Source organism: Streptomyces sp. NPDC093544, from assembly GCF_040683495.1.
GTDB lineage: Bacteria > Actinomycetota > Actinomycetes > Streptomycetales > Streptomycetaceae > Streptomyces.
The window spans coordinates 283,676-305,757 of the sequence record NZ_JBFBEA010000011.1 but is presented as its reverse complement, the minus strand read 5'-3'; the positions used below and the strand labels follow the sequence as shown (position 1 = coordinate 305,757).

21 protein-coding genes and 1 pseudogene are annotated in these 22,082 nt (G+C 68.9%); 11 read left to right on the top strand and 11 right to left on the bottom strand.

Going from position 1 to position 22,082, the window contains the following annotated elements:
• Positions 1–63: 63 nt before the first annotated feature.
• Positions 64–834 carry an antibiotic biosynthesis monooxygenase gene (locus tag AB0N66_RS19335; protein WP_365436044.1) on the top strand — a complete coding sequence of 257 codons (771 nt, stop codon included), beginning with the start codon at positions 64–66 and terminating at the stop codon, positions 832–834.
• A 137-nt stretch (positions 835–971) separates the two neighbouring features.
• Here the strand turns inward: AB0N66_RS19335 and AB0N66_RS19330 are convergent, their stop codons facing one another.
• Positions 972–1,886, bottom strand: a complete 915-nt coding sequence (locus tag AB0N66_RS19330; protein WP_365436041.1) for a helix-turn-helix transcriptional regulator — start codon at positions 1,884–1,886, stop codon at positions 972–974.
• 199 nt (positions 1,887–2,085) lie between these two features.
• On the opposite strand from AB0N66_RS19330, the gene AB0N66_RS19325 reads away from it, so the two are divergent.
• Entirely contained in the window at positions 2,086–3,126 is a 1,041-nt protein-coding gene (locus AB0N66_RS19325; protein WP_365436038.1) for an NAD(P)-dependent alcohol dehydrogenase, read from the top strand.
• Between the two features lie 75 nt (positions 3,127–3,201).
• Here the strand turns inward: AB0N66_RS19325 and AB0N66_RS19320 are convergent, their stop codons facing one another.
• The 4 genes from AB0N66_RS19320 to AB0N66_RS19305 all read right to left on the bottom strand — a co-directional run bounded on the left by AB0N66_RS19320 (position 3,202) and on the right by AB0N66_RS19305 (position 7,036).
• Entirely contained in the window at positions 3,202–4,266 is a 1,065-nt protein-coding gene (locus AB0N66_RS19320; protein ID WP_365436035.1) for an iron ABC transporter permease, read from the bottom strand.
• The gene (locus AB0N66_RS19315; protein WP_365436032.1) at positions 4,263–5,333 is read right to left on the bottom strand and encodes an iron ABC transporter permease; all 1,071 of its coding nucleotides are present in this window, start codon (positions 5,331–5,333) and stop codon (positions 4,263–4,265) included. The genes AB0N66_RS19320 and AB0N66_RS19315 overlap by 4 nt, the downstream gene beginning before the upstream one ends.
• Positions 5,330–6,385, bottom strand: a complete 1,056-nt coding sequence (locus tag AB0N66_RS19310) for an iron-siderophore ABC transporter substrate-binding protein (RefSeq protein ID WP_365436029.1) — start codon at positions 6,383–6,385, stop codon at positions 5,330–5,332. Before AB0N66_RS19310 ends, AB0N66_RS19315 begins: the two co-directional genes overlap by 4 nt.
• 201 nt (positions 6,386–6,586) lie before the next feature.
• On the bottom strand, positions 6,587–7,036 hold the full coding sequence (locus AB0N66_RS19305; protein ID WP_365436026.1) for a hypothetical protein: 450 nt from the start codon (positions 7,034–7,036) through the stop codon (positions 6,587–6,589).
• A gap of 296 nt (positions 7,037–7,332) precedes the next feature.
• Here AB0N66_RS19305 and AB0N66_RS19300 point away from each other — a divergent pair, with 296 nt between their 5' ends.
• Positions 7,333–8,625, top strand: coding sequence for an ArgE/DapE family deacylase (locus AB0N66_RS19300; protein WP_365436023.1), 1,293 nt, complete (start codon positions 7,333–7,335; stop codon positions 8,623–8,625).
• A gap of 97 nt (positions 8,626–8,722) precedes the next feature.
• Here AB0N66_RS19300 and AB0N66_RS19295 read toward each other — a convergent pair whose 3' ends face one another.
• Positions 8,723–9,364 carry a hypothetical protein gene (locus AB0N66_RS19295; protein WP_365436020.1) on the bottom strand — a complete coding sequence of 214 codons (642 nt, stop codon included), beginning with the start codon at positions 9,362–9,364 and terminating at the stop codon, positions 8,723–8,725.
• Between the two features lie 272 nt (positions 9,365–9,636).
• Between AB0N66_RS19295 and AB0N66_RS19290 the strand changes: the two genes are divergently transcribed.
• The 3 genes from AB0N66_RS19290 (at position 9,637) to AB0N66_RS19280 (ending at position 13,388) form a co-directional block, all read left to right on the top strand.
• Positions 9,637–10,149: an SRPBCC family protein gene (locus tag AB0N66_RS19290; RefSeq protein WP_365436017.1), complete on the top strand. Its 513-nt coding sequence runs from the start codon at positions 9,637–9,639 to the stop codon at positions 10,147–10,149.
• A gap of 161 nt (positions 10,150–10,310) precedes the next feature.
• Positions 10,311–12,644 carry an FdhF/YdeP family oxidoreductase gene (locus AB0N66_RS19285; RefSeq protein ID WP_365436014.1) on the top strand — a complete coding sequence of 778 codons (2,334 nt, stop codon included), beginning with the start codon at positions 10,311–10,313 and terminating at the stop codon, positions 12,642–12,644.
• Between the two features lie 117 nt (positions 12,645–12,761).
• On the top strand, positions 12,762–13,388 hold the full coding sequence (locus AB0N66_RS19280) for a hypothetical protein (RefSeq protein ID WP_365436011.1): 627 nt from the start codon (positions 12,762–12,764) through the stop codon (positions 13,386–13,388).
• Positions 13,389–13,402: 14 nt separating this feature from the next.
• On the opposite strand, the gene AB0N66_RS19275 is transcribed toward AB0N66_RS19280, so the two are convergent.
• From AB0N66_RS19275 to AB0N66_RS19265, 3 genes are all read right to left on the bottom strand, one after another.
• A complete protein-coding gene (locus AB0N66_RS19275; protein ID WP_365436008.1) occupies positions 13,403–14,197 on the bottom strand; it encodes a hypothetical protein in 795 nt (264 codons plus the stop codon).
• A gap of 233 nt (positions 14,198–14,430) precedes the next feature.
• Positions 14,431–14,850: a hypothetical protein gene (locus AB0N66_RS19270; RefSeq protein WP_365436005.1), complete on the bottom strand. Its 420-nt coding sequence runs from the start codon at positions 14,848–14,850 to the stop codon at positions 14,431–14,433.
• A gap of 327 nt (positions 14,851–15,177) precedes the next feature.
• A complete protein-coding gene (locus AB0N66_RS19265; protein ID WP_365436002.1) occupies positions 15,178–15,915 on the bottom strand; it encodes an SDR family oxidoreductase in 738 nt (245 codons plus the stop codon).
• A 106-nt stretch (positions 15,916–16,021) separates the two neighbouring features.
• Here AB0N66_RS19265 and AB0N66_RS19260 point away from each other — a divergent pair, with 106 nt between their 5' ends.
• Positions 16,022–16,861: a helix-turn-helix transcriptional regulator gene (locus tag AB0N66_RS19260; protein ID WP_365436000.1), complete on the top strand. Its 840-nt coding sequence runs from the start codon at positions 16,022–16,024 to the stop codon at positions 16,859–16,861.
• 53 nt (positions 16,862–16,914) lie between these two features.
• On the opposite strand, the gene AB0N66_RS19255 is transcribed toward AB0N66_RS19260, so the two are convergent.
• Positions 16,915–17,292, bottom strand: a complete 378-nt coding sequence (locus AB0N66_RS19255; protein ID WP_365435997.1) for a helix-turn-helix domain-containing protein — start codon at positions 17,290–17,292, stop codon at positions 16,915–16,917.
• 111 nt (positions 17,293–17,403) lie between these two features.
• Here AB0N66_RS19255 and AB0N66_RS19250 point away from each other — a divergent pair, with 111 nt between their 5' ends.
• The 3 genes from AB0N66_RS19250 (at position 17,404) to msrA (ending at position 20,795) form a co-directional block, all read left to right on the top strand.
• Positions 17,404–18,060 (top strand): NAD(P)-binding domain-containing protein, encoded by a 657-nt coding sequence (locus tag AB0N66_RS19250; RefSeq protein ID WP_365435994.1) that lies wholly within the window; start codon positions 17,404–17,406, stop codon positions 18,058–18,060.
• Between the two features lie 157 nt (positions 18,061–18,217).
• Positions 18,218–20,041: a discoidin domain-containing protein gene (locus AB0N66_RS19245; protein ID WP_365435991.1), complete on the top strand. Its 1,824-nt coding sequence runs from the start codon at positions 18,218–18,220 to the stop codon at positions 20,039–20,041.
• 241 nt (positions 20,042–20,282) lie between these two features.
• Positions 20,283–20,795, top strand: coding sequence for a peptide-methionine (S)-S-oxide reductase MsrA (gene msrA, locus AB0N66_RS19240; RefSeq protein ID WP_365435988.1), 513 nt, complete (start codon positions 20,283–20,285; stop codon positions 20,793–20,795).
• A 146-nt stretch (positions 20,796–20,941) separates the two neighbouring features.
• Here the strand turns inward: msrA and AB0N66_RS19235 are convergent.
• Positions 20,942–21,199: pseudogene (locus AB0N66_RS19235) on the bottom strand (DUF4291 family protein); the annotation flags it as partial.
• Between the two features lie 571 nt (positions 21,200–21,770).
• Here AB0N66_RS19235 and AB0N66_RS19230 point away from each other — a divergent pair.
• Positions 21,771–21,932, top strand: a complete 162-nt coding sequence (locus tag AB0N66_RS19230; RefSeq protein WP_365435985.1) for a hypothetical protein — start codon at positions 21,771–21,773, stop codon at positions 21,930–21,932.
• Positions 21,933–22,082 lie beyond the last annotated feature (150 nt).

Here is a 22,082-nt window from a genome sequence, read left to right as displayed (position 1 = left end):
CCCACAGCGAACGGCCCGTCGGAGGGAGAGCCTCCGGCGGGCCGTCCGTGTTTGTGTGGGGACATGACTGTTCAGACCGTCGAGTACGTCCGGTACCGCATCCCCGAGCAGCAGTCGCCGGAGTTCCTGGCCGCCTACACCCGGGCAGCCGCCCATCTCGCGGCGGCGCCCGAGTGCGTCGACTACGAACTCGCGCGCTGTGAGGACGACTTCGAGCACTTCGTGCTGCGCATCACATGGACGTCGACCGAGGCCCACGAGGAGGGCTTCCGCAAGTCGGAGCTTTTCGCCGACTTCCTCGCCGAGATCCGCCCCTACGTCTCCAGCATCGAGGAGATGCGCCACTACAAGCCGACGACGGTACGGGGGTCGGGCGCGGCCGTGCCCACGCTGTACGCCTGGGCGGGCGGCGCCGAAGCCTTCACCCGCCTTACCGAGGTCTTCTACGACAAGGTCCTCAAGGACGACGTCCTGGCACCGGTCTTCGAGGGCCTGGCCCCCGAACACGCCGAGCACGTGGCGCTGTGGCTCGGCGAGGTCTTCGGTGGCCCGGCCGGCTACTCCGAGACGCAGGGCGGCCACGGGCACATGGTCGCCAAGCACCTCGGCAAGGGCATCACCGAGGTCCAGCGCCGCCGCTGGGTCAACCTCCTCCAGGACGCCGCCGACGACGCGGGCCTGCCGACCGACGCCGAGTTCCGCTCGGCGTTCGTCGCGTATGCGGAGTGGGGGACGCGGCTCGCTGTCTACTTCTCCGGTCCGGACGCGGTGGCTCCGGGGGAGCAGCCGGTGCCGCGTTGGAGCTGGGGGGCGGTGCTGCCGTATCAGGGGTGAGGGGATGTTTTCTCGCCCCCTCCGGCCCCGTTTCAGCCTGTCCGGCGTTTGAGGACGAGCGCGTTCAGCGCGATACGGGGGGTCTGGGGGCAGAGCCCCCCGATACGGGACGGGCAGGGGCGGAGGGGGCGAACAAACTACGGCGGTGACACGGCCCCCGCACGGGTCGCGTCCCGGCCCCAGCTGGCCAGCAACCGCATCGCCTCCGCCGAGTCCGACCCGGGCTCCGCGTGATAGGTGACCAGCACCTGCTCACTGTCACCGGCCAACTGGAAGGACTCGTACTGAAGGGAGAGGTCACCCACCAGGGGATGACGGAGCCGCTTCACCCCGTGAGTCTTCTCCTTCACATCGTGAGTGGCCCACAACCGCCGGAAGTCCTCACTCTTCACGGAGAGCTCGCCTACCAGGGCGGACAGCCGAGGATCGTCGGGGTGACAGCCCGCGTCCATACGCAGCAGGCAGACGATGTCGATCGCCTTCTGCTCCCACTCCACGAACAGATCGTGGTACTCGGGCTTGAGGAACACCATCCGCGCCCAGTTCCGCTCCGGCGCCGGCAGCTCCGACCAGTCGCCGAACACGGCCGCCGCCATCCGGTTCCACACGAGGACGTCGGAACGCCGCCCGGTGATGTACGCAGGCACCCCGTCCAGCGTGTCGAGCAGCTGCCGCAGGGCGCCTCTGACCTGCTGCGGCCGAGCCCCCTGCTTCTTCTTGTGCTGCTTGGGCTTCGCGAGGTGGGTGAGATGCGCGTGTTCGGCGTCGGTGAGCCGCAGGGCGCGGGCGATCGCGTCGAGTACCTCCGAGGACACGTTCCGTCCGTTGCCCTGCTCAAGGCGCGTGTAGTACGCCACCGACACCCCGGCCAGCTGCGCCAGCTCCTCGCGGCGCAGCCCCGGCACCCGCCGGTGCCGCCCGAAGTCCGGCATCCCCACGTCCTCCGGCTTCAGCCGGGCTCGTCGCGTGCGCAGGAACTCGCTGAGCTCGGCACGCTGGTCCAGCGGCTGCCCCGCTGCGCCCGCGGGCTGCTGAGAAGGCTGTGGGTCCATGCCTCCAGTATTCACGGTCAATTCCCGGTCGTACGCGCACGAGGCTGACCCCGCCAGTAGTAGGACCAGCGAACGTACGTAAACCTGTGACCTGGGTGAATGTCGTGCGGGCGGGCAGGCTGGACGACGTACCCGGTCAGAAGGTCAGCAAGGTCAGAAGGCAGCCGGGTACACGACCACTCCTTAGGAGAACCCCGGCATGACCACTGTTGCTGCGTACGCCGCCCCCGCCCCCAAGGCGCCGCTGGAGCGCACCACCATCGAACGCCGCGAGGTCGGCGAGTTCGACGTCCTGATCGACGTCAAGTTCGCCGGTATCTGTCACTCGGACATCCACCAGGCCCGCGAGGGCTGGGGCGAGGCCATCTTCCCGATGGTGCCGGGCCACGAGATCGCCGGCATCGTCACCGAGGTCGGCTCCGGCGTCACCAAGTTCGAGGTCGGCGACCGCGCGGGCGTCGGCTGCATGGTCGACTCCTGCCGCGAGTGCGACAACTGCAAGGCGGGCCTGGAGCAGTACTGCGTCAAGGGCAACGTCCCGACGTACAACGGCATCGGTGTGGACGGCACGCCCACCTACGGCGGTTACTCCACGCACATCGTCGTCGACGAGAACTACACCGTCCGTATCCCCGACGGCATCTCCCTCGACGAGGCCGCACCTCTGCTCTGCGCCGGCATCACCACGTACTCCCCGCTCAAGCACTGGAACGCCGGTCCCGGCAAGAAGGTCGCCGTCCTCGGCATGGGCGGTCTCGGTCACATGGGCGTCAAGATCGCGCACGCGCTCGGCGCCGAGGTGACCGTCCTCTCGCAGTCGCTCCGCAAGAAGGACGACGGTCTGAAGCTGGGCGCCGACCACTACTACGCGACCAGTGACCCGAAGACCTTCGAGGAACTGGCCGGCACCTTCGACATCATCCTGTCGACGGTCTCGGCCCCGCTGGACTTCGGCGCGTACCTGGCGCTGCTGAAGACGGACGGCGCCCTGGTGAACGTCGGCGCCCCGGAGGAGCCGATCTCCCTCAACCTGTTCTCCCTGCTGTCGGGCCGCAAGACCCTCGCCGGCTCCGGCATCGGCGGCATCCAGGAGACCCAGGAGATGCTCGACTTCTGCGCCGAGCACGGCCTGGGTGCCGAGATCGAGCTGATCACCGCCTCCGAGATCAACAACGCGTACGAGCGTGTCCTCGCGAGCGACGTCCGCTACCGGTTCGTGATCGACACGGCCACGATCTAGATCTCCAACGGTGGGGCGCCGACCGGTCGTATTCGTACGGCTGCTCGGCGCCTTCGGCGTTCGGTCGTACGACCGTCAGCGCCTGCCCGACCGCCCCAGCAGCCACAGCAGATACGGCCCCCCGACCAGGGACGTGAGCGCCCCCACCGGGATCTCCAGCGGCGGCAGCAGCGTACGGGCCACGAGATCCGCGGCGACCACGATGACCGCCCCCGTCAACCCGGAGGCGACGAGCGGCAGTTGAGGGGTGCGCGTGATGCGGCGGGCCAGCTGCGGCCCGGTGAGCGCGACGAAACCGATCGGTCCCGCCGCACCCGTCGCGACCGCGGCCAGCACCACGCCCAGGAAGGTCAGCCCGAGCTGGGTGCGGTGCACACGCACGCCGAGCGAGGCGGCTGTCTCGGGATCGAGGCCGAGCGGCCGCAGCGCCCGGTTCGCCCACACAAGGGCGGGCAGCGAGAGGAGCAGGACCCAGCCGAGCGGCTCCGCCTGCTCCCAGCCGCGCCCGTTGAGACTGCCGGTCAGCCACAGCTTGAGCGCCTCGGCCTCGGCGAGTTCACTCTCGGTCAGATACAGCTGTACGACGGCCGAGAGCGCGACCCCGATCCCGACTCCCGTCAGCACGAACCGACTTGGCTGCATCCCGTGCCGCCAGGCCAGCACGTACACCAGCCCGGCGGCCACGAGACCGCCGGTGACCGCGACGGCGGGCAGCGCGCCCGGTGAGGCGACCGTGCCGGTGGCGAGCGCCAGGACGGTCGCGGCCGCGGCGCCGTGTCCGACGCCGATGACGTCCGGGCTGGCGAGCGGGTTGCGCGTCACGGTCTGCACGAGCGCCCCGGACAGCCCGAGCGCGGCGCCGACCAGCGCGCCGAGCACGATCCGCGGGACGCGCAGCTCCCCGACGATCAGGTCGTACGGGCCGCCCTGACCGCGCAGGACCCGCCAGACCTCACCCGGCGGGATGTACGTCTGCCCGACGCACGCCGACAGCAGCATGACGCCCGCCAGGAGCAGGACGAGCGCGCAGACGACGGCTGCCGAGCGCCGGTGCAGGAGGAGGGAGAGGCGGCGGTGGCGGAGTACGGAGACTCCGGCCGAGCGCGGGTAGGCGGCCGGCTCGGACGTGCTGGTGCTCATGCGCCCACCGACTTCCGGCGTACGAGCACGATCAGTACAGGTACGCCGACGAGCGCGGTCATCACGCCTGCCGGGACCTCCGCGGGGGCGCGGACCACGCGTCCCGCCACATCCGCCGCGAGCAGCAGGGCGGCGCCGAGGAGCGCGGAGAGGGGGAGGGTCCAGCGGTGGCCGCCGGAGACGAGGCGCTTGGCGAGGTGGGGTACGGCGAGGCCGATGAAGGCGATGGGGCCCGCGGCGGCGACCGCGGCCGCGGTGAGCACGGTCGCACCGAGCGCCGCACACCCTCGTACGAGCGCGACCCGGTGGCCCAGCGCCCGCGCCGTGTCGTCGCCGAGCGCGAGCGCGTCCAGACCGCGGGCGCAGGCCAGCACCAGGAGCGCGCCGGCGATCAGGAAGGGCAGCATCCGCCCCACGGTCCCGGCGTCCCGCCCGCTGAGCGCGCCCACCTGCCAGAACCGGAACTGGTCGAGGGTCGCCGAACTCGACGTCAGGACAACGGTGGTGGCCCCGGCTGTCATCGCGGACAGCGCGGTTCCGGCGAGCGCCAGCTTCACCGGCGAGGCGCCGCCGCGCCCGCGCGAGGCGATGGCGTACACGACACACGCGGCGGCGACAGCGCCGGCGAAGGCGTACCAGACGTAGCCGGAGAAGCCGTTCGCCCAGCCGAGCGCGATCGCGAACACGACGCCTGCCGCCGCGCCCTGGCTCAGGCCGAGGATCCCCGGATCGGCGAGCGGATTGCGGGTGACCGCCTGCAGCGCCGCCCCCGCGAGGCCCAGCGCCGCCCCCGCCGTCAGCCCGATCGCGGTCCGCGGCACCCGCAGCGACCGTACGACCAGCGCGTCGGGTGAATCTCCGCCGTGCACGAGGGCGTCGAGGACCGTGGACAGGGGGACGGACCGGGTGCCGACGGCGAGGCTGAGCGCGACGGCGGTGACCGTGAGGAGGAGGGCGAGGACGAGCCAGGCGGTACGCCTGGCCGCCGTCGCCCGTCGTTTTACCGGACGCGGCGGACCTGCTCGGCCTGCCTTGCCCGCCCTGCCTGCCTGACCGACTTGACTCACTTGCCGATGGTGTCCGTGAGCTGCTTGATGACGAGCCGTGCGGCGGTCGGACCGGCGTTCAGGTACCAGGGGTCGTCGTCGACCTTCACCGCCCGGCCCGCCTCGACGGCCTTCATCGACTTCCACAGCGGCCCGGCGAGCACGCTGCCCGCATCGGTCTTGGACGCGTCACCCTGTACGGAGTAGAAGATCCAGTCGCCGTCCGCGGTGTCGATGCTCTCCGCGCCGATGTCCTGCGAAATCGCCTTGAACTGCTGCGACTTGGGCCGGCTGAGCCCCATGTCGACGGCGATCGACCCGGTGAAGGAGGACACCCCGAACATCCGCGTACGGTCCGGCGTGAACCGTAGCATCGACACGGCGGGATCGCCGAGGCTCTTGCCACTGGTGGCGGCGGCGTCCGCGATGTCGTCGAGCAGCTTCTGCGCCTGCTCGCCCTTGCCGACCGCGTCGCCGACGAGCAGCAGGTCCCGCTTCCAGTTGATGCCGTTGCCGGCCGTGACGACGGTCGGCGCGATCTTCGACAGCTTCGGGTAGAGGTCGCCGAGCGAGTCGTTGAGCAGGATCAGGTCGGGCTTGGCGGCGGCCAGCGTCTCCAGGTTCGGCGCCTGACGCGTGCCCGCGTCGGTCATCGCCGCGAGCTGCTTCTTGTACGCGGGGAAGGCGTCCGCCAGGTAGTCCGGCACGAGCCCGGCGTTGTCGGCGCGGGTCGTGACCGTCGGGACGATCCCCAGGGACAGCAGGTCGTCCAGCTGTCCGGTGCTGAGCACGGCGATCTTCTTGGGCTCGGTCTTGATCTCCGTCTTGCCCTCGAAGTGCCCGACGGTCCGGGGGAACTCGCCGTCCTTGGCGCTCCCGGCGCCCATGCCGGCCTCGACGGCGCTGGGCGCCACGGAGGGTCCCTCGGAGGCGCCGGCCACGAGATTGCGGTCCGAGTCGGAGGAGGCCTTCCCGCTCTCCGAGGAGGAGGCCCCATCGCTGGAGGAGCATCCGGCCAACAGGCCGCCGACGACGGCAACGGCCAGTACGGCCTTTGATCCCCAGGTGCGCACGACGACTCCGATCGAAGAATTAGGTAAGGCTTACCTTAAGCTCCGTCGTGGGGGCGGCCGGAACCGGGGCCCCCACTTATGCCGGGCACCACAGCTATCGGGGCCCCGCTTGGGCCTGGCACCACAGCTACTCGGAGGACGCCGGACCGTGCTGCTCGGGGCGATGGCGGACCGTGTTGCTCGGGGCGGTGCCGGACCGTGCTACTCGGAGCGGTGCCGGACCGTCGAGAGCAGGCGCCGCAGGCCCGCCGCGTGCCCGCCCGTCCCGATGGCGAGCCGTCGGTACAGGCCGCCGGCCAGACCGGGGAAGACGGCCCGGGTCTCAGCGCTCAGCCGTGTCCGACCCGGCCCTGCGTGGTCGAGACGGAAGATCAGGGCGTACGTCGAGAAACGGTGGCGCCCCTCAAGGACCAGTTCCCGCCCCGGCACCGCGGCGACCACCCGGAACCCGGGGAACGTCGACCCCTCGGCAAGGGGCCGCGGCCCGGACGCCGTACGGTCGGCGCATCCGACCAGCCGCGTGTACCCGGCCGAGCCGAGACGCGAGAAGGACCGCTCCACCGACTCGACCAGACCGCGCCAGACGTCGTCGGCGTCCGCCACGACGACCGTGACGTGCTCGTCGACGTACGGCAGCGAAGTGATCCCCACGAATGCCTCCCGGCGCGGATAAGTCAGGCCGACCGGGTCTTCATGGTCGGCCCCTTACAGAGATTGAGTGCCCAATTGCCGCGCCATAGGATCCACATTGGCCTGGATCCGCTGTGGCCCTGGATCCGCAGGGGTCTGGGTCCGCCATGGTCTGGGTCCGCCGTGGTCTGGGTCCGCCGTGGTCCGGTCCCAGGCGTATGTCGAGTCCAACGCGACAGCCGATGCCACGGCCAATGCCCAGGCCAACGCCACGCAACGAGCAGCGAAACACTGAGCCGTGACAGGAGCGACCGCCCATGACGACCGACGTTTCCGGCGCCGAGTTGAGTGCGCAGGAGGCCGCCGCCCTGGCCGCGATAGACGAGGAGGCCATCGCCCGGACCCTCCTGGAGCTGATCGCCATCCCGAGCGTGACGGGGAGCCCGGCGGAATCCGAGGCACAGCACCACCTGGCCGGACGGCTGGACCGGCTCGGCCTTGACGTCGACCTGTGGTCCATGGACCTGCCCGCACTGCTGGCGCACCCCGGCTTCCCCGGTTCGGAGGCGCCACGGGATGAGGCCTGGGGCCTGGTGGGGGTCACCGAGGACGGCGGCGACGGGCCGACCCTGATCCTCCAGGGCCACGTGGACGTCGTACCGCCCGGTGACCTGGCGGGTTGGGACGGGGACCCGTTCATACCGAGGGTGGTCGGGAACACCGTGCACGGCCGGGGTGCGTGCGACATGAAGGCCGGTCTCGTGGCCCACCTCGCCGCGCTGGCCGCGATCCGGGCGAGCGGGGTGCGGCTGCGCGGCCGGCTGGCGGTGCACTTCGTGGTGGGTGAGGAGGACGGCGGACTCGGCGCCTTCGGCACGCTCCGGCGCGGTCACACGGGCGACGCCTGCGTCATCACCGAGCCGACCGGCTCCGCCCTGATCACGGCCAACGCCGGCGCGCTGACCTTCCGTATCGCCGTTCCCGGTCTGGCCGCCCACGGCAGTTCCCGTGACGCCGGGGTCAGCGCCATCGACGCGTACCTGCCCATCCACCGCGCGCTGGCCGGCCTGGAGACCGAGCGGAACACCGACCCGGACCCCCTCATGGCGGAGTACCGCATTCCGTACGCGCTGTCCGTCGGTACGGTCCGCTCGGGCGACTGGGTGAGCACCGTGCCCGATCTCCTGGTCGCCGAGGGCCGGTTCGGCGTACGCCTCGACGAGGACCCCGCGATCGCCCGCGCCGCCCTGGAGAGGTGCGTGGCCGAGGCCTGTGCCGCCGACCCGTGGCTGCGCGACCATCCGGCGAAGGTCACCTGGCCCGGGGGCCAGTTCGCCAGCGGGCGCCTGCCGGCGGGGCATCCGCTGCGGGATGTCGTACGGGAGGCGGCGCACGCCGTCGCGGGCGGTGTTCCCGCCCCGCGCGAGCACGGCGCCCCGTACGGCAGTGACCTGCGGCTCTACGCCGCCGCCGGCATCCCGACCCTGCAATTCGGACCGGGCGACATCCGTGTCGCGCACAGCGCCCAGGAACAGGTCTCCCTCGCCGAGACTGTGCACGTCACCCGCACACTGATTCTCACCGCGCTCCGCACGGTCGGCACGAGGTGAGCGGCTGAAGGCGGGCTGAGGACGGGAGGCGGGGGGCGTCGGAAAGTTCCGACGCCCCCCGAGTGGTGAAAGCCTTCTCCCGGCCTGTGGACCGGTATCAGCCGCCGGGGAGCTTGAAGCCCGAGGCGACGTTCAGCGTCGTGGCGAAGGTCAGGTACATCAGCCAGATGCCGGTGGCGATGTGGAAGAACCCGAGTCCCTTTTCACCGAGCACCATTGTCTTTCCCTTCTCGGACGCCGTGCCACTCCGGCCGAGCGGAACGCTCGCGAAGAATTCGAAGACGTAGACGCACGCCAGGCCGGTGAAGAGCAGGCCGACCGGCCATGCTCCGGCCCGGTAGAAGACCACCATGCCCAGTGCGGAAACGATGATGAACGCGATCGACATGCCGCCGTTGGTCCGCGCGTCGGACTGCTGATAGCGGTTCCAGCCCATCGCGAACCAGTGGATGCCGTAGACGCTGAAGGCGAGTGCGGCCATGTAGAGGGCCTTGTTGCTGAACACCTGGAACCAGGTGAGCCCGACGAAGAGATACACCCCGGCGAGCAGCTGGCACAGACCGGGCATGAAGATGCCCCACACGCCCGTGGCCCGGTCCACGCTGCTGTTCCGTGACGGTGCGTTGAACAGTTCCTGCGGACCGTAGATCAGATAACCCGTGCCGAGACCGAAGAACCCGAGGACCACGGGAACGAAGGACGACTCGGGGAATACGAGAGCGAATTCTGCGGAGCCCATACGGCGCTACTTTCGGTCGGGGAATTCTGGGACTCGGGGTAATCCGACGGACCCAGGTGGCCGAGCCGTCATGACACGAGACCGAAGTAAACGCATTCGGCGGCCACGGGTGTCCTGACACGCCGCAGACGCCCCCGGTGACGCTCGGGTGGGCGGCAGACGGGGGTCTTCGAGGGCCTTCCCCAGGCCGGATGCGCGGGAGGTCCTTACGCTGGACAGGTGTGAGGTGCGGTGGCAACCGGCGCGTTCAGGTGCAGAGAGTCAGGTCATTCATGAGCACCATCGAGGCATCCGTCGACGTCCAGGTCCCGGTCCGTACGGCGTACAACCAGTGGACGCAGTTCGAGAGCTTCCCCCGGTTCATGGACGGGGTGCGGCGCGTCGACCGGGAGAAGTCGACGCTGACCCACTGGGTGACCCGGTGCGGCGGGGTGACCCGTGAGTTCGACGCCGAGATCGTGGAGCAGCGCCCCGACGAGCGCCTGGTCTGGCGCAGCCTCGACAGGCCCCGGCACTCGGGCACGGTGACGTTCGCGCCGTTGGACGACGACCTCGCCAGGGTGACGCTGAGGATCGACTTCGCGCCGCGCGGACTGCTGGAGCGGGCCGGGGACGTCGCGGGCGTCGTACACCGGCGGGTGCACTCGGACCTGAAGAACTTCAAGGAGTTCATCGAGGTGCACGGCAGCGAGACCGGGCAGTGGCGCGGCGCGATCAGCGACAGCCGCGTACGGCCGGACTCCGGGCAGGACCGCCCGCGGGTACCCGACTGGCCGAGCGGCTGACCTCCGCATGAAATGCGCGGGTGTCGCGGGCCACACGACACCGGGGGCGGACAAAGATCGGGCACTCGGAACATCGGGCACTCGGAACACTGGGTACTCGGACCGTCGAGCACTCGGAACACAGGGCACTCGGAAATCAGGGGGAGCACAGGAAGAGGTTGATGCGGGTGAAGAAGCCACCGACCGCGGACCAGGCCGGAGAACCGACCGGCGACCAGGCGGAGATCACCCCGCCCAAGAAGTGGGCGGCCGGCGTGCCCGCGGTGGCCCATGCGCTCACGTACTCGCTGGCCGAGACATCGGCCCCGCGTACCGCGCTGACGCTGCTCAACATCAACCAGACCAAGGGCTTCGACTGCCCTGGCTGCGCGTGGCCCGACCCCGAGCCCGGCAGCCGCCATATGAACGAGTACTGCGAGAACGGTGCCAAGCACGTCAACGACGAGGCGACCACGCGCCGGATCACTGCCGACTTCTTCCGGCGGTACCCGGTCAGTGAGCTGGCGCGCAGCTCTGATCAGTGGCTCAACCAGCAGGGCCGGCTCACCGAACCCATGGTGAAGCGGCCCGGGTCCGACCACTACGAGCCGATCAGCTGGCACGATGCGCTGGGCCTGATCGCCGGTGAGCTCCAGGGCCTGGACTCGCCGGACGAGGCCGTCTTCTACACCTCGGGCCGGGCCGGCAACGAACCAGCTTTCGTACTCCAGCTGTTCGCCCGGGCCTTCGGCACGAACAACCTGCCCGACTGCTCCAACATGTGCCACGAGTCGAGCGGTGCTGCCCTGCACGAGACGCTGGGCGTCGGGAAGGGCAACGTCAGCCTCACCGACATCTACCACGCCGACCTCATCCTCACCCTGGGCCAGAACCCGGGCAGCAACCATCCGCGGATGCTCTCCGCCCTGGAGGAGTGCAAGCGCAGGGGAGGGCGGATCGTCGCGGTCAACCCGCTGCCCGAGGCCGGTCTGCTGCGGTTCAAGAACCCGCAGACGCCTCGCGGTGTGATCGGACGCGGTACCCAGATCGCCGACGACTTCCTGCAGATCCGGCTCGGCGGCGACCTCGCGCTCTTCCAGGCACTGAACCTGCTCCTGCTCGAAGCGGAGGAGGCCGCGCCCGGTACCGTCCTGGACCGGTCCTTCATCGAGTCGCACACCAGCGGGTTCGCCGACTTCGTCGAGCACATCCACAAGACCGTCAACTGGCCCGACGTCCTGGCCGCCACCGGGCTGACCCGCGAGGAGATCGAGCACGTACGCGACCTCGTCATGGACAGCGAGCGGGTCATCATCTGCTGGGCGATGGGACTCACCCAGCACAAGCACGGCGTACCGACCATCCGCGAGCTGGTGAACCTCCTGCTGATGCGGGGGAGCATCGGAAAGCCCGGGTCCGGCGTGTGTCCCGTGCGGGGCCACAGCAATGTGCAGGGCGACCGGACCATGGGGATCTGGGAACAGATGCCGCAGAAGTTCCTGGACGACCTCGGGCGCGAGTTCTCCTTCACCCCGCCCGCGGCGCACGGCCTGGACACGGTGAACTCCATCAGGGCCATGCGTGAAGGCCGGATCAAGGTCTTCCTCGGCCTGGCCGGCAACTTCGTACGGGCCACGCCCGACAGCCGGGTCACGGAGGAGGCGATGCGGCGCTGCCGGCTCACTGTGCACATCTCCACCAAGCTGAACCGCTCGCACGCGGTCTGCGGTGAGACCGCGCTGATCCTGCCCACCCTCGGCCGCAGCGAGCGCGACCTCCAGGCGGGCGGCGAGCAGTTCATCACCGTCGAGGACTCGATGAGCCAGGTGCATGCCTCCCACGGCCGCCTCGAACCCGCCTCCAAGCTGCTGCTCAGCGAGGTGGCGATCCTCAGCCGGCTGGCCCGCAGGACCCTGGGCGACCAAGTGGCCGTGCCCTGGGAGGAGTTCGAGGCGGACTACGCATCCATCCGCGACCGGATCGCCCGGGTCGTGCCGGGGTTCGAGAACTACAACGCCCGGGCGGCGAAGCCGGGCGGCTTCCTGCTGCCGAACCCGGTGAACGAAGGGGTGTTCGCGACCGAGGGCGGCAAAGCCCGCTTCAGCCGCAACGACTTCGAGATGCTGCACGCCCCCGAGGGACACCTCATCCTCCAGTCGCTCCGCTCGCACGACCAGTGGAACACCATCCCGTACACGACGAACGACCGCTATCGCGGCATCCACGGCTCGCGCCGCATCGTCATGGTCAACCCCGCCGACCTGGACGCGCTCGGCCTCGCCGACGGCGACCGCGTCGACCTGGTCAGCATCTGGCGCGACGGCACCGAACGCCGCGCGGAGGACTTCCGCCTGGTCGCCTACCCCACCACCCCCGGCTGCGCCGCCGCCTACTACCCGGAAACCAACGTTCTCGTCCCCCTGGACAGCGTGGCGGACATCAGCAACACCCCGACGTCCAAGGGCATCACCGTCCGCCTGGACCCCCTGCGGAGCGCGGCGATGCCCCAGACGTGAGCGGGGCCGGAGATCCGACGGCCCGGCTTCGGGTCGCGCGCGATGTCCGGCCGGGTCCAGCTGGTCGGGTCGGGGGACGACTACCGTGCGGAGCCGGGCAGTTGAGAAGATCACGGCATGGTGGCCTCCGACGAACGTCCCCCCGACAGCTGGGCATTTCTCGGTATCGGCGACCCGCTCTTGGTCGTCCACGAAGAGCGGCGCCGCCTTCTGGCCGTGGCAGGCACTGATGTGCACGGTGGAACCACACCGGTCGCGGTCTACAACAGTCGTTCCTTCGCCCGCGGCACGCTCATCCGCTCACGCTTCCCCGTGCACGCGTTGGCCTTCCATCCCGGGCGTCCGCTGCTCGCGATAGGCACCGGCTGGTACGACGGCGGCTACTTCTTCGAGGGTGAGCTACTCCTTCTGAACTTGAGAACGGGCGCGGTGGCTTCTCTCATCGAGCACGAAGGCGGCCGTCAGGTTCTGGAGCTGGAGTGGCTCGACGAACAGTCACTCCGTGTCCTCATGGCACCGCCCGACGACTGGCAGGACGAAGCGGCGCACGAGTGCGGACACGTCGCCGTGGTGCGCCGAGCCGACTGGACCACCGTCCCCGCACGGTCGCTCAACGATCGGGACCTGACCGGCCCACGAACCCCCGCCCCACGCTCCGACCGCCCCGAGGCAGCGCAACGAGCGGTAGCCGAACTGCGCGCTCTCTGGCACACCCAACGAGCCACCCCTTCGGAGGGCCTCTGAGGGTGCTGGCAGCATCAACCGCGTCGCTGCCACCAGCGCCGCTTCGGCTCGACCGGCTGCGGATGGTCTGCGGTCTCACCAAAGGCCGGCGGGATGTCCGAGGGGAGGGAGTTCAGGGCGGCGCGGATGCGGTCGAAGGAGGCAATCGCGTGGTGATCGTCGGCGGGCAGTGTCACTCCCAGGCAGACCAGTTTGAAACTGTCGCCGCTGAGGCGAGCGCTGATGAACGCGGGTGCGCCCACGCACCCTTGCGGCAGGTCTCCGTTCCAGCGGATGGCGCCGTCGCTGGTGCGCGTCACGTGGCCGACCACCACAGCCTGCTCTCGGGCACCGTCCTCGATGATGTGACCCAGCACGTAGGCCGCTATCGGGTGCTCTCCGAGGCCGGCGATGTCCTCTTCCGTGGCGGCGATGCCGTCGGTGATCTCGTCGGTCGTCCAGCGCCAGCCCTTGCGAGCGCCGTGTGCGTGCAATCCGGTGGTGGGCATGACCGCCACCCCCAGGTCGCCTAGATGAGTCCATCCCTCCGCGAAGTCGATCATCGCCAGCTTCTCTGCGCTCATCGCGGGTGTGCACAACTCCGGGCGCAGGGTGAACTCGGCCAACTCGACTCTCGCGGGCTCGCTCGCGGTGACGAGGTACTGGCGGATGACCTCGCCGTCGGCGGTCGTCTCCACGAGTTCGTTGAACCAGAAGGCCGTGGCGTGTTGTTCCTCCCGGTTGGCTCGCTGGAAGGGAAGCGTTGATCGGCCGGCGTGATCGACTATCGCGTCGATGGTGGCACTGTGAAGGTCGGGTAGGTCGGACACAGGTCGAGAGGCTAGTGCCTGCTCTGAGACTGCCACCGAGGAGGCTGACGGTCCAAGGGGGCCATCGACCTCGGGGTGGTCCCAGCTCCTCAAGAGTTCCACGATCACCAGGCACGATCGGCGCACCGCGATCAAGGCAGGCCCGCCCACAGACCTTTCGACGATGGCCCTCTGATTTGAGTCCGCCGGAAGCCGCTCGTCAGCTCGCAATTGCTGGAGAGCGGCGGCTGGCATCACGGCCCGTAGTAGACGGCGTACCAGGCCGAGTGGTTTGCGGCGGAGAAATCTTCGAAGTCGCGGGTCGCTTCACAGCGGAGCAGTCGTCGCAGTGCCGCTTCGGCTTCGGGCGGGCGCTGGCTCGACAGGTACGCCTTGGTCCTGGCCAGTCCGCTTCCGCACAGCAACTGAATGTCGATCGAGCAGTCTGTGTCCATGCTGGCGGACTTGGCCCGCCAGATGAGCAGCACGTCGTCGAGAACCCCGGCGTTGAACAGCTGTACGCAGCACAACTTCATCAGCTCCGTGTCACCGTCTCCCTGCGTACGCTCCTCCAGCCGGGTTTGTGTGGTGAGCAGACCTCGTACCTCGTCGAGGTCCGCGCCGACGGGGTGCAGGCCGTAGCGGCGCAGGCTCTCGTCTTCGTCCATCGCCATGCCTTCTCATCGGGAACGGACACAAGCTCTACCGGACACAAGCTCTACCGGACACAAGCTCTACCGGACATACGCCAGCTTCATCGTCCACTTCGTCACAGCCCCATGATCCATGCCTTGGCAGGCCCTGCCCAACAGGCTTAATGCAGCGCACCGTTCAAGCACGTACCGCTCCAGGCTGTGAACGCCGTTTGATGACTCACGTCATCCGGTCCCGATTCCGAGTCACTTGGCATGACACCGTTCGGCGAGCCCGTGCTGCCGTGTGACCTGCGCGGCAATCCCGCAAGCGCGGGCGGGTTGGCCGTATCCGAATGGCAGGCGAGGTCAGCTCTGGGCGGTGGGGCGGACGACGATCTCGTTCACGTCCACGGTGTCAGGCTGTTCGATGGCGAAGGCGATGGCGCGGGCGATCGCCTCCGGCGGGATCGCGATGTCGTCCCGCATCTTCGTGATCTCCGTACGGACCTGGTCGTTGGTCGATGCCTCGGCGAAGCCGGTCGCGGTCACCCCGGGCGAGACGGTGGTCACCCGTAGGGAGCCGCCGGATTCCTGGCGCAGTCCTTCGCAGATGGCCCGGACCGCGAACTTGGTACCGGCGTAGACAGCCATCGCCGGCGCGACGCGGAACGCGGCCGTGGAGGCGATCGTGATGAAGTGGCCGGTGCCCTGCGCCCGGAAGACCGGCAGTGCGGCACCGATTCCGTGCAGCACACCCTTCACGTTGACGTCGACCATCTGGTCCCACTCGTCGACGCGCAGATCGTCCAGGGGAGAGATCGGGCCGACCCCGGCGTTGCTGACAAGGACGTCGAGCCGCCCGAAACGTTCGCTGGCCAGTGCGACCAGGGCGTGCAGGTCATCCCGGCGAGTCACATCCGTGCGGATCTGCACGGCCTCGCCGCCCGCCTTCTCGATCCGGGCCACCAGCTCCTCCAGGCGCTCGGACCGGCGCGCGCCCAGAACGAGTCGCGCGCCGCGTTCGGCGAGCAGCAGCGCGGTCGCTTCGCCGATGCCGCCGCTGGCCCCCGTGATCGCCACTACCTTGCCTTCGATTCCCGACATGATGCCGTCCTCCTCGCGTCGTATTTCTGGACTTGAACTCAGTGTGCGGCAGGTTTAGCCTGGTATCCAGAATGCATTTATTCTGGAATAAGGACTGCCACACACTATGCCGAGTCAACCGAGTCAACCGAAACAACCTGATCAACCGAAACAACCTGATCAACGTCAGGAACTGAGCGCCTTCCTGCGCAGTCGCAGAGAACGCATCACGCCCGACGAGGTCGGTCTGCCACAGACCGGTCGCCGCCGGACGCCGGGCCTTCGACGGGAGGAACTCGCCCTGCTCGCAGGGATCAGCGCCACCTGGTACACGTACCTGGAGCAGGGGCGGGAGATTCGCGCTTCCGAGCAGGTATTCGACTCCCTCGCCTCGGTGCTGCGGCTCGACCGGCACGAGCGCACGACCCTGCTCCAGCTGGCCGGTCACGCGCCACTGGCCGAAGCCGAGGCACCCGAGCCGCTCACGCCCGAGGTGGCGGCCGTTCCCCTCCTGCTGCAGCCGCACCCGTCGTACGTCATCGACGGCAACTACGACGTCCTCAGCCATAACCAGGCGGCCGACCAGCTGTTCCCGAACCTCATCACCGAGGCCGACCGGACGGCGAACTTCGTTCGCTGGGTCTTCCTCGAACCCGCCGCCCGGGATGTGCTGGTGGACTGGGAGCCGGAGGCGCGAGGCCTGCTCGCCCGGCTTCGGACACTGGCCGGACGCCATCCCAACGACCCGCGGTACACCCGGCTGATCGAAGAGCTGCACGAGGGCAGCCCGGAAGCGCGGGACTGGTGGCCCCAGTACGAGGTGCAGGCCCGGCACAGCGGACAGAAACGGCTACGGCACCCAGGAGGCGAGCCGATCGACTACACGTACACCGCCTTCCACCTGGCCGAGCAGCCGGAACAGACCCTCGTGATCTATTTCGCCGGCTCCATTCCGCCGGCACTCTAGGGCGGAGTGGTACGGCCGAGTGGTACGGCCGAGTGGTACGGCAGAGCGGTACGTCATCCAGGCGTCCGTGCCGCGCTTTCCTGGGCTTCGAGAAGCTCGTCACCGTGCTCGACGGCCCAGCGTCCGAGCGCCATCATCGGGCCCTCGACGAGGCTCTGCCCCAAACCGGTCAGGCCGTACTCGACACGAGGTGGCGCCTCGGCATGCGCGTGACGGTCGACCAGACCGGTGGCGAGCAAGCGGTGCAAGGTATCGGTCAGGACCTTGTCGCTGATGCCGCCGACCGCGGTGCGCAGCTCGCGGCGTCGGCGCGGTCCCGTGCGAAGAGCCGCCAGTACAACGGGATCCCAGGTATGGACGAAGAGATCGGTGGCCGCGCGCAGACGGCAGTCGGCGACCAACTCGTAGCAGTGGACTTCGCGATCAGTCATCTCGCCGCCCATCGTCGCGCGTTCGTTACGCACTGATCGGTGCATAACACCTTCCCTACCGTAACTGCCCTACTGGCTAGTGCTTGCTACGTCTTGAGAGAGGCACCGACGATGCGCATCGGGATTCTGGGAACTGGGACACTGGCGGCGGCCCTGGGCGAGGGCTGGGTACGTGCAGGGCACGAGGTGGTGATCGGCGGACGGTCGCAGGTCAAGGCGGAGAAGCTTGCCGAGCGGCTGGGTCACGGAGTACTCGCCGTCGCGCCGCGCGAAGTGGTCACCGGGCGCGATGCGGTGCTGCTCGCCGTGTCATGGGACGGCGTCGAGGACATGCTGCGATTGGCGGGCGCGTCCGACGGCGTGCTTGAGGGGACGCCGTTGATCGATCCCACGAACGCCGTCGCACACGGTGTCGGCGCGCTGCTCACCGAACCCGGGAAGTCGATGGCGGGTCGGATCGCCGAGCTTGCTCCAGGAGCCCATGTCGTGAAGGCGTTCCACCTCTTTCCCGCCGACCAGTGGACGAGCAGCTCTCCCGGTGGTGTCCCGTCCCGTGTGACCGTCGCGATGTGCGGCGACGATACGGCGGCACTGCACATCGTCGGTGAACTGGTGCGCGGCGTCGGCGGGACGCCCGCGGTACTCGGCGCGCTGGATCGCGTCCGCCAGTTGGAAGAGGTGGCGGGATTCGTCATCGGATTGGCGTTCGCAGGCTTCGACCCCAACTCCGCGATCCCTAGCGTTCCTTCATCGCCTGCGAGGGACTGACCCCGCCCGGTGCCGCAAACGTTGCCGAGTCTATTGACATGGACCCGACGGTAGGAACACGCTCCTGAGAGCGCTCTCACCTCACCTTCAGGGACGCCGCCTGACGGAGCAACGCCAAGTGGCCGCCCCTCGCCCCCCACGAGGGGAAGGAGCACGGATGTCCATCAAAGGCACGCGTTTGCACCTACTGCCGCGCCGAAGAGGCAGGCGGCGAACGGGCATTGGCCTGCTCGCGGCGGTATCAGCCCTCGCGGCGGTCGCGTTGGCCGGTGCGCCCGCCGACCAGGGAGCCTCCGCGCAGGCCCCGGTGACGACCATCGCGGCGGAGCCCGTCGCGGCAGCCGCCCCCGCGGCCGTGCCGACCGCGCCCGCCGGTTTCACCACCACCTGGAGCGACGACTTCTCCGGCGCCGCCAACACCGGTCTGGACACCGGGACTTGGCGCTACGACGTGGGCGAGGGCTGGACCTTCGGCACCGGTGAAGTCGAGACGATGACCAACAGCACGGCCAACGTCTACCAGGACGGCAGCGGCCATCTGGTGCTCAAGGCCCTGCACACAGGATCCGACCCCGTCGCCGGCTGGACCTCGGGCCGGGTCGAGACGCAGGCCGACGGCTTCGGCGCGCTGCCCGGCGGCGTGGTGCGGATACAGTCGTCCATCCAGCAGCCGAACGTCAACACGTCCAACGGCCTCGGATACTGGCCCGCGTTCTGGATGCTGGGCTCCCCGCTGCGGGTCGGCACGGTCTGGCCCGGCTCGGGCGAGGTCGACATCATGGAGGACATCAACGGTCGCAGTTCGACCTTCGGCACGCTGCACTGCGGCACAGCTCCGGGTGGCGCGTGCAACGAGAACACCGGTGTCGGCAGCGGTGAACGCGCCTGCTCCGGCTGTCAGACCGGGTACCACACGTACGCCGTGGAGATCGACCGCTCGACCTCTCCCGAGCAGATCCGCTGGTATCTCGACGGCACGCTCAACTACACCCTCAGCTCGAACCAGATCGATGCCACCGCCTGGGCCAACGCGGTCGACCACAGCTTCTACATCATCTACGACCTGGCCATCGGCGGCGCCTTCCCCGCCGCGTACGGCGGTGGCCCCACCGCGGCCACCGTGTCGGGCGGCTCGCTGAACATCGACTACGTGGCCGTCTACAACAAGGCACCGGCCGGCACCACGGGCACCAACATCGCCCAGGGCAAGCCCACCACGGCCTCCTCGGCGGAGAGCGCGTCGTTCCCGGGGTCCAATGCCACCGACGGCAACATCAGCACTCGCTGGTCGAGCACGTTCAGCGACCCGCAGTGGCTCCAGGTCGACCTCGGCGCCACCTACACCCTCACCCACGCCTCGGTGATCTGGGAGGCGGCCGCCGCATCGGCCTACCAGATACAGACGTCCACGAACGGCACTACGTGGACCACGATCTATTCCAACAACAACAGTCCACAACTCCTCCAGGACACCGCGCTGTCGGGCTCCGGCAGATACGTCCGGATCTACGCCACGGCCAGAAACTCGGCCTACGGAGCATCGCTCTACGAATTCAGACTCTACGGTTCGACGTCCGGCTCCGGCGGGGGCACCGGGACGCTCCTGTCGCAGGGCAGGACGGCCACCGCCTCGTCCTCGGAGAACACCAGCTTCACCGCTCCCATGGCGGTCGACGGCAACACCGGCACCCGCTGGTCCAGCGCGTTCAGTGACCCGCAGTGGCTACAGGTGGACCTCGGCGCCACCCACACCATCAGCTCGGTGGGGCTCAACTGGGAGGGCGCGTACGGCACGGCCTACCAGATCCAGACCTCCGCCAACGGGACGACCTGGACCACCATCTATACGACCACAGCAGGCAGCGGCGGCAACCAGACACTGACCGTCACCGGCTCCGGACGGTATGTGCGGGTGAACGGCACCACGCGCGCCACCCAGTACGGCTACTCGCTGTGGGAATTCCAGGTCTACGGCACCTGATCGCGCCCCGACTCGGTAGCTGTCACTCTCACTCCCTCGGACGCCCTGGTACGCCATCCGCGCACCAGGGCGTCCGCCTCAGCGGCGCCTGTCTACTAAGACCGGTCGTCGTCTTCGTCGTCTTCGCCGGGCGCGGAATCGCGTGGAACCCTCACGCGTTGAGGTGTGTGGGTATGAGATGCCGGTGGTGTGCGAGCCGAGCAGCCCGAGTGACCGAGCTGACAGATATTGGAGGGCCGCAATGACTGCGCAGACGCAGAGGGCCGTGCTGGCGGGCGGATGCTTCTGGGGGATGCAGGACCTGATCCGCCGGCTCCCGGGCGTTACGGCGACCCGGGTCGGATACACCGGGGGTGACGTGCCGAACGCGACGTACCGTAACCACGGCACGCACGCGGAGGCCATCGAGATCCTTTTCGACCCCGAGAGGACCGACTTCCGCGCGATCCTGGAGTTCTTCTTCCAGATCCACGACCCGAGCACCAAGAACCGTCAGGGCAACGACATCGGCCTCAGCTACCGCTCGGCGATCTACTACGTGGATGACGAGCAGAAGCGGACCGCCGAGGACACGATCGCGGATGTGGACGCCTCCGGACTGTGGCCGAACAAGGTCGTCACCGAGGTCGAGCCGGTCGGCCCCTTCTGGGAGGCCGAGCCCGAGCACCAGGACTACCTGGAGAACTACCCGGACGGCTACACCTGCCACTTCCCGCGCCCTGGATGGCGACTGCCCGCACGCACGACAGGCTGACCACGCGAAGCCGGCCCGGCGGAGGGGCGGAGGCCGACTGGACCGAGGCCCCGCGGCCGGGCCGGGCTTGCGCTTGCGGGGCGGCCTTGCCGGGCCGCGGAGCTTGTCGCTGCGGGGCGGGTGTTGCCGCGCCCCGACAGCTGTGGTCACGGATATAGGTGGGCCGGCAGTTCGCCTGCGGCAGGGTAGGGACGTTCCGGTGGCAGTAGTCGCGCTGCGGAGTCGAGGTCGCCGCTCCTGACGAGCGTGTGGATCTCGCGGGCGAGTGGTGTCACGTCGGTGATCCTGACTGTCCAGTCGTCTGCGTAGTGTCCTACGGCCTCGCCGGAGAGGCCGAGTTGCAGAGAGCGGTACGGCAGGGCTTGAAGGTGCAGGTCGCGCTCGGGGTCCCATTGGACGCGAGCATCCCAGAGCGGACGGCACGCCTCTGGCTTCACAGTGGGATCGGATGTGCTGCTGCCGGTGCTCGACTCGGGTGTACCGGTGACGCTGTAACCCGGCAAGCTCCCGTCTCGTGGCAGCGCTGCCGTCAACTCGGCGGCGCTCAGCGGCTGGACAGTCGAAGATGGTGTTCTCGAAGAATCGCGTGACGCCCCGGACCGGGCTTCCGTGTTGTCTGTCGCCGAAGAACAACCACCCACAAGGACAAGCACCGCACCGGCGGAGGCCACGGCCAGGGAGGAACGGCCTCGGTTGAACGACATACGGACCCCCGTCGCAAGACATCGAATGTCACGCAGTGTATGGGCTGGTCAGGTTGCGCCTGGTGGTCGCGAACTGCAGGGGTGGAACCCTGCCGATCCGGCTTGGGCGGATCTTCGTCGATCACGTCAAAGTGCGCGACCTACCGAGGCATGCACCGTGTGCTCGGCGCGCTCACCTCTGGTTGGGCATGGAGCGGTTGGTACTCGCTGCTTGCGGCGAAGCCTACGGCGGTAACGTGCTTGCGGGTCTGCAGACTTGGAGGGGCACAGCGTGACCAGGACGTGGTGGCTCATGCAGGGGGAGGTTCGGGTCGGTGAACTCCGCGAGTACGGGGTCGACCAGCCGACGTTCTTGTGTCACTTCGCGCCAGGACCGGGCTGGGACGGCGTCAGCGGGCTGTTCGAGGCGTGGGCGGCCGGTGCAGGGGTCTGACCCGGAAGGGAGCCGTACCGCGACGGCTATTCGTCCCTTGATGGATCTGGGACTGACATTGCAGCCGTCGGGCGGGGGTGTGCCGTTGGCCTGCTTCAAAGACTGCATCGTGCGCATCTATGGGGACACGGCTCGCCTGCGCTACTGACC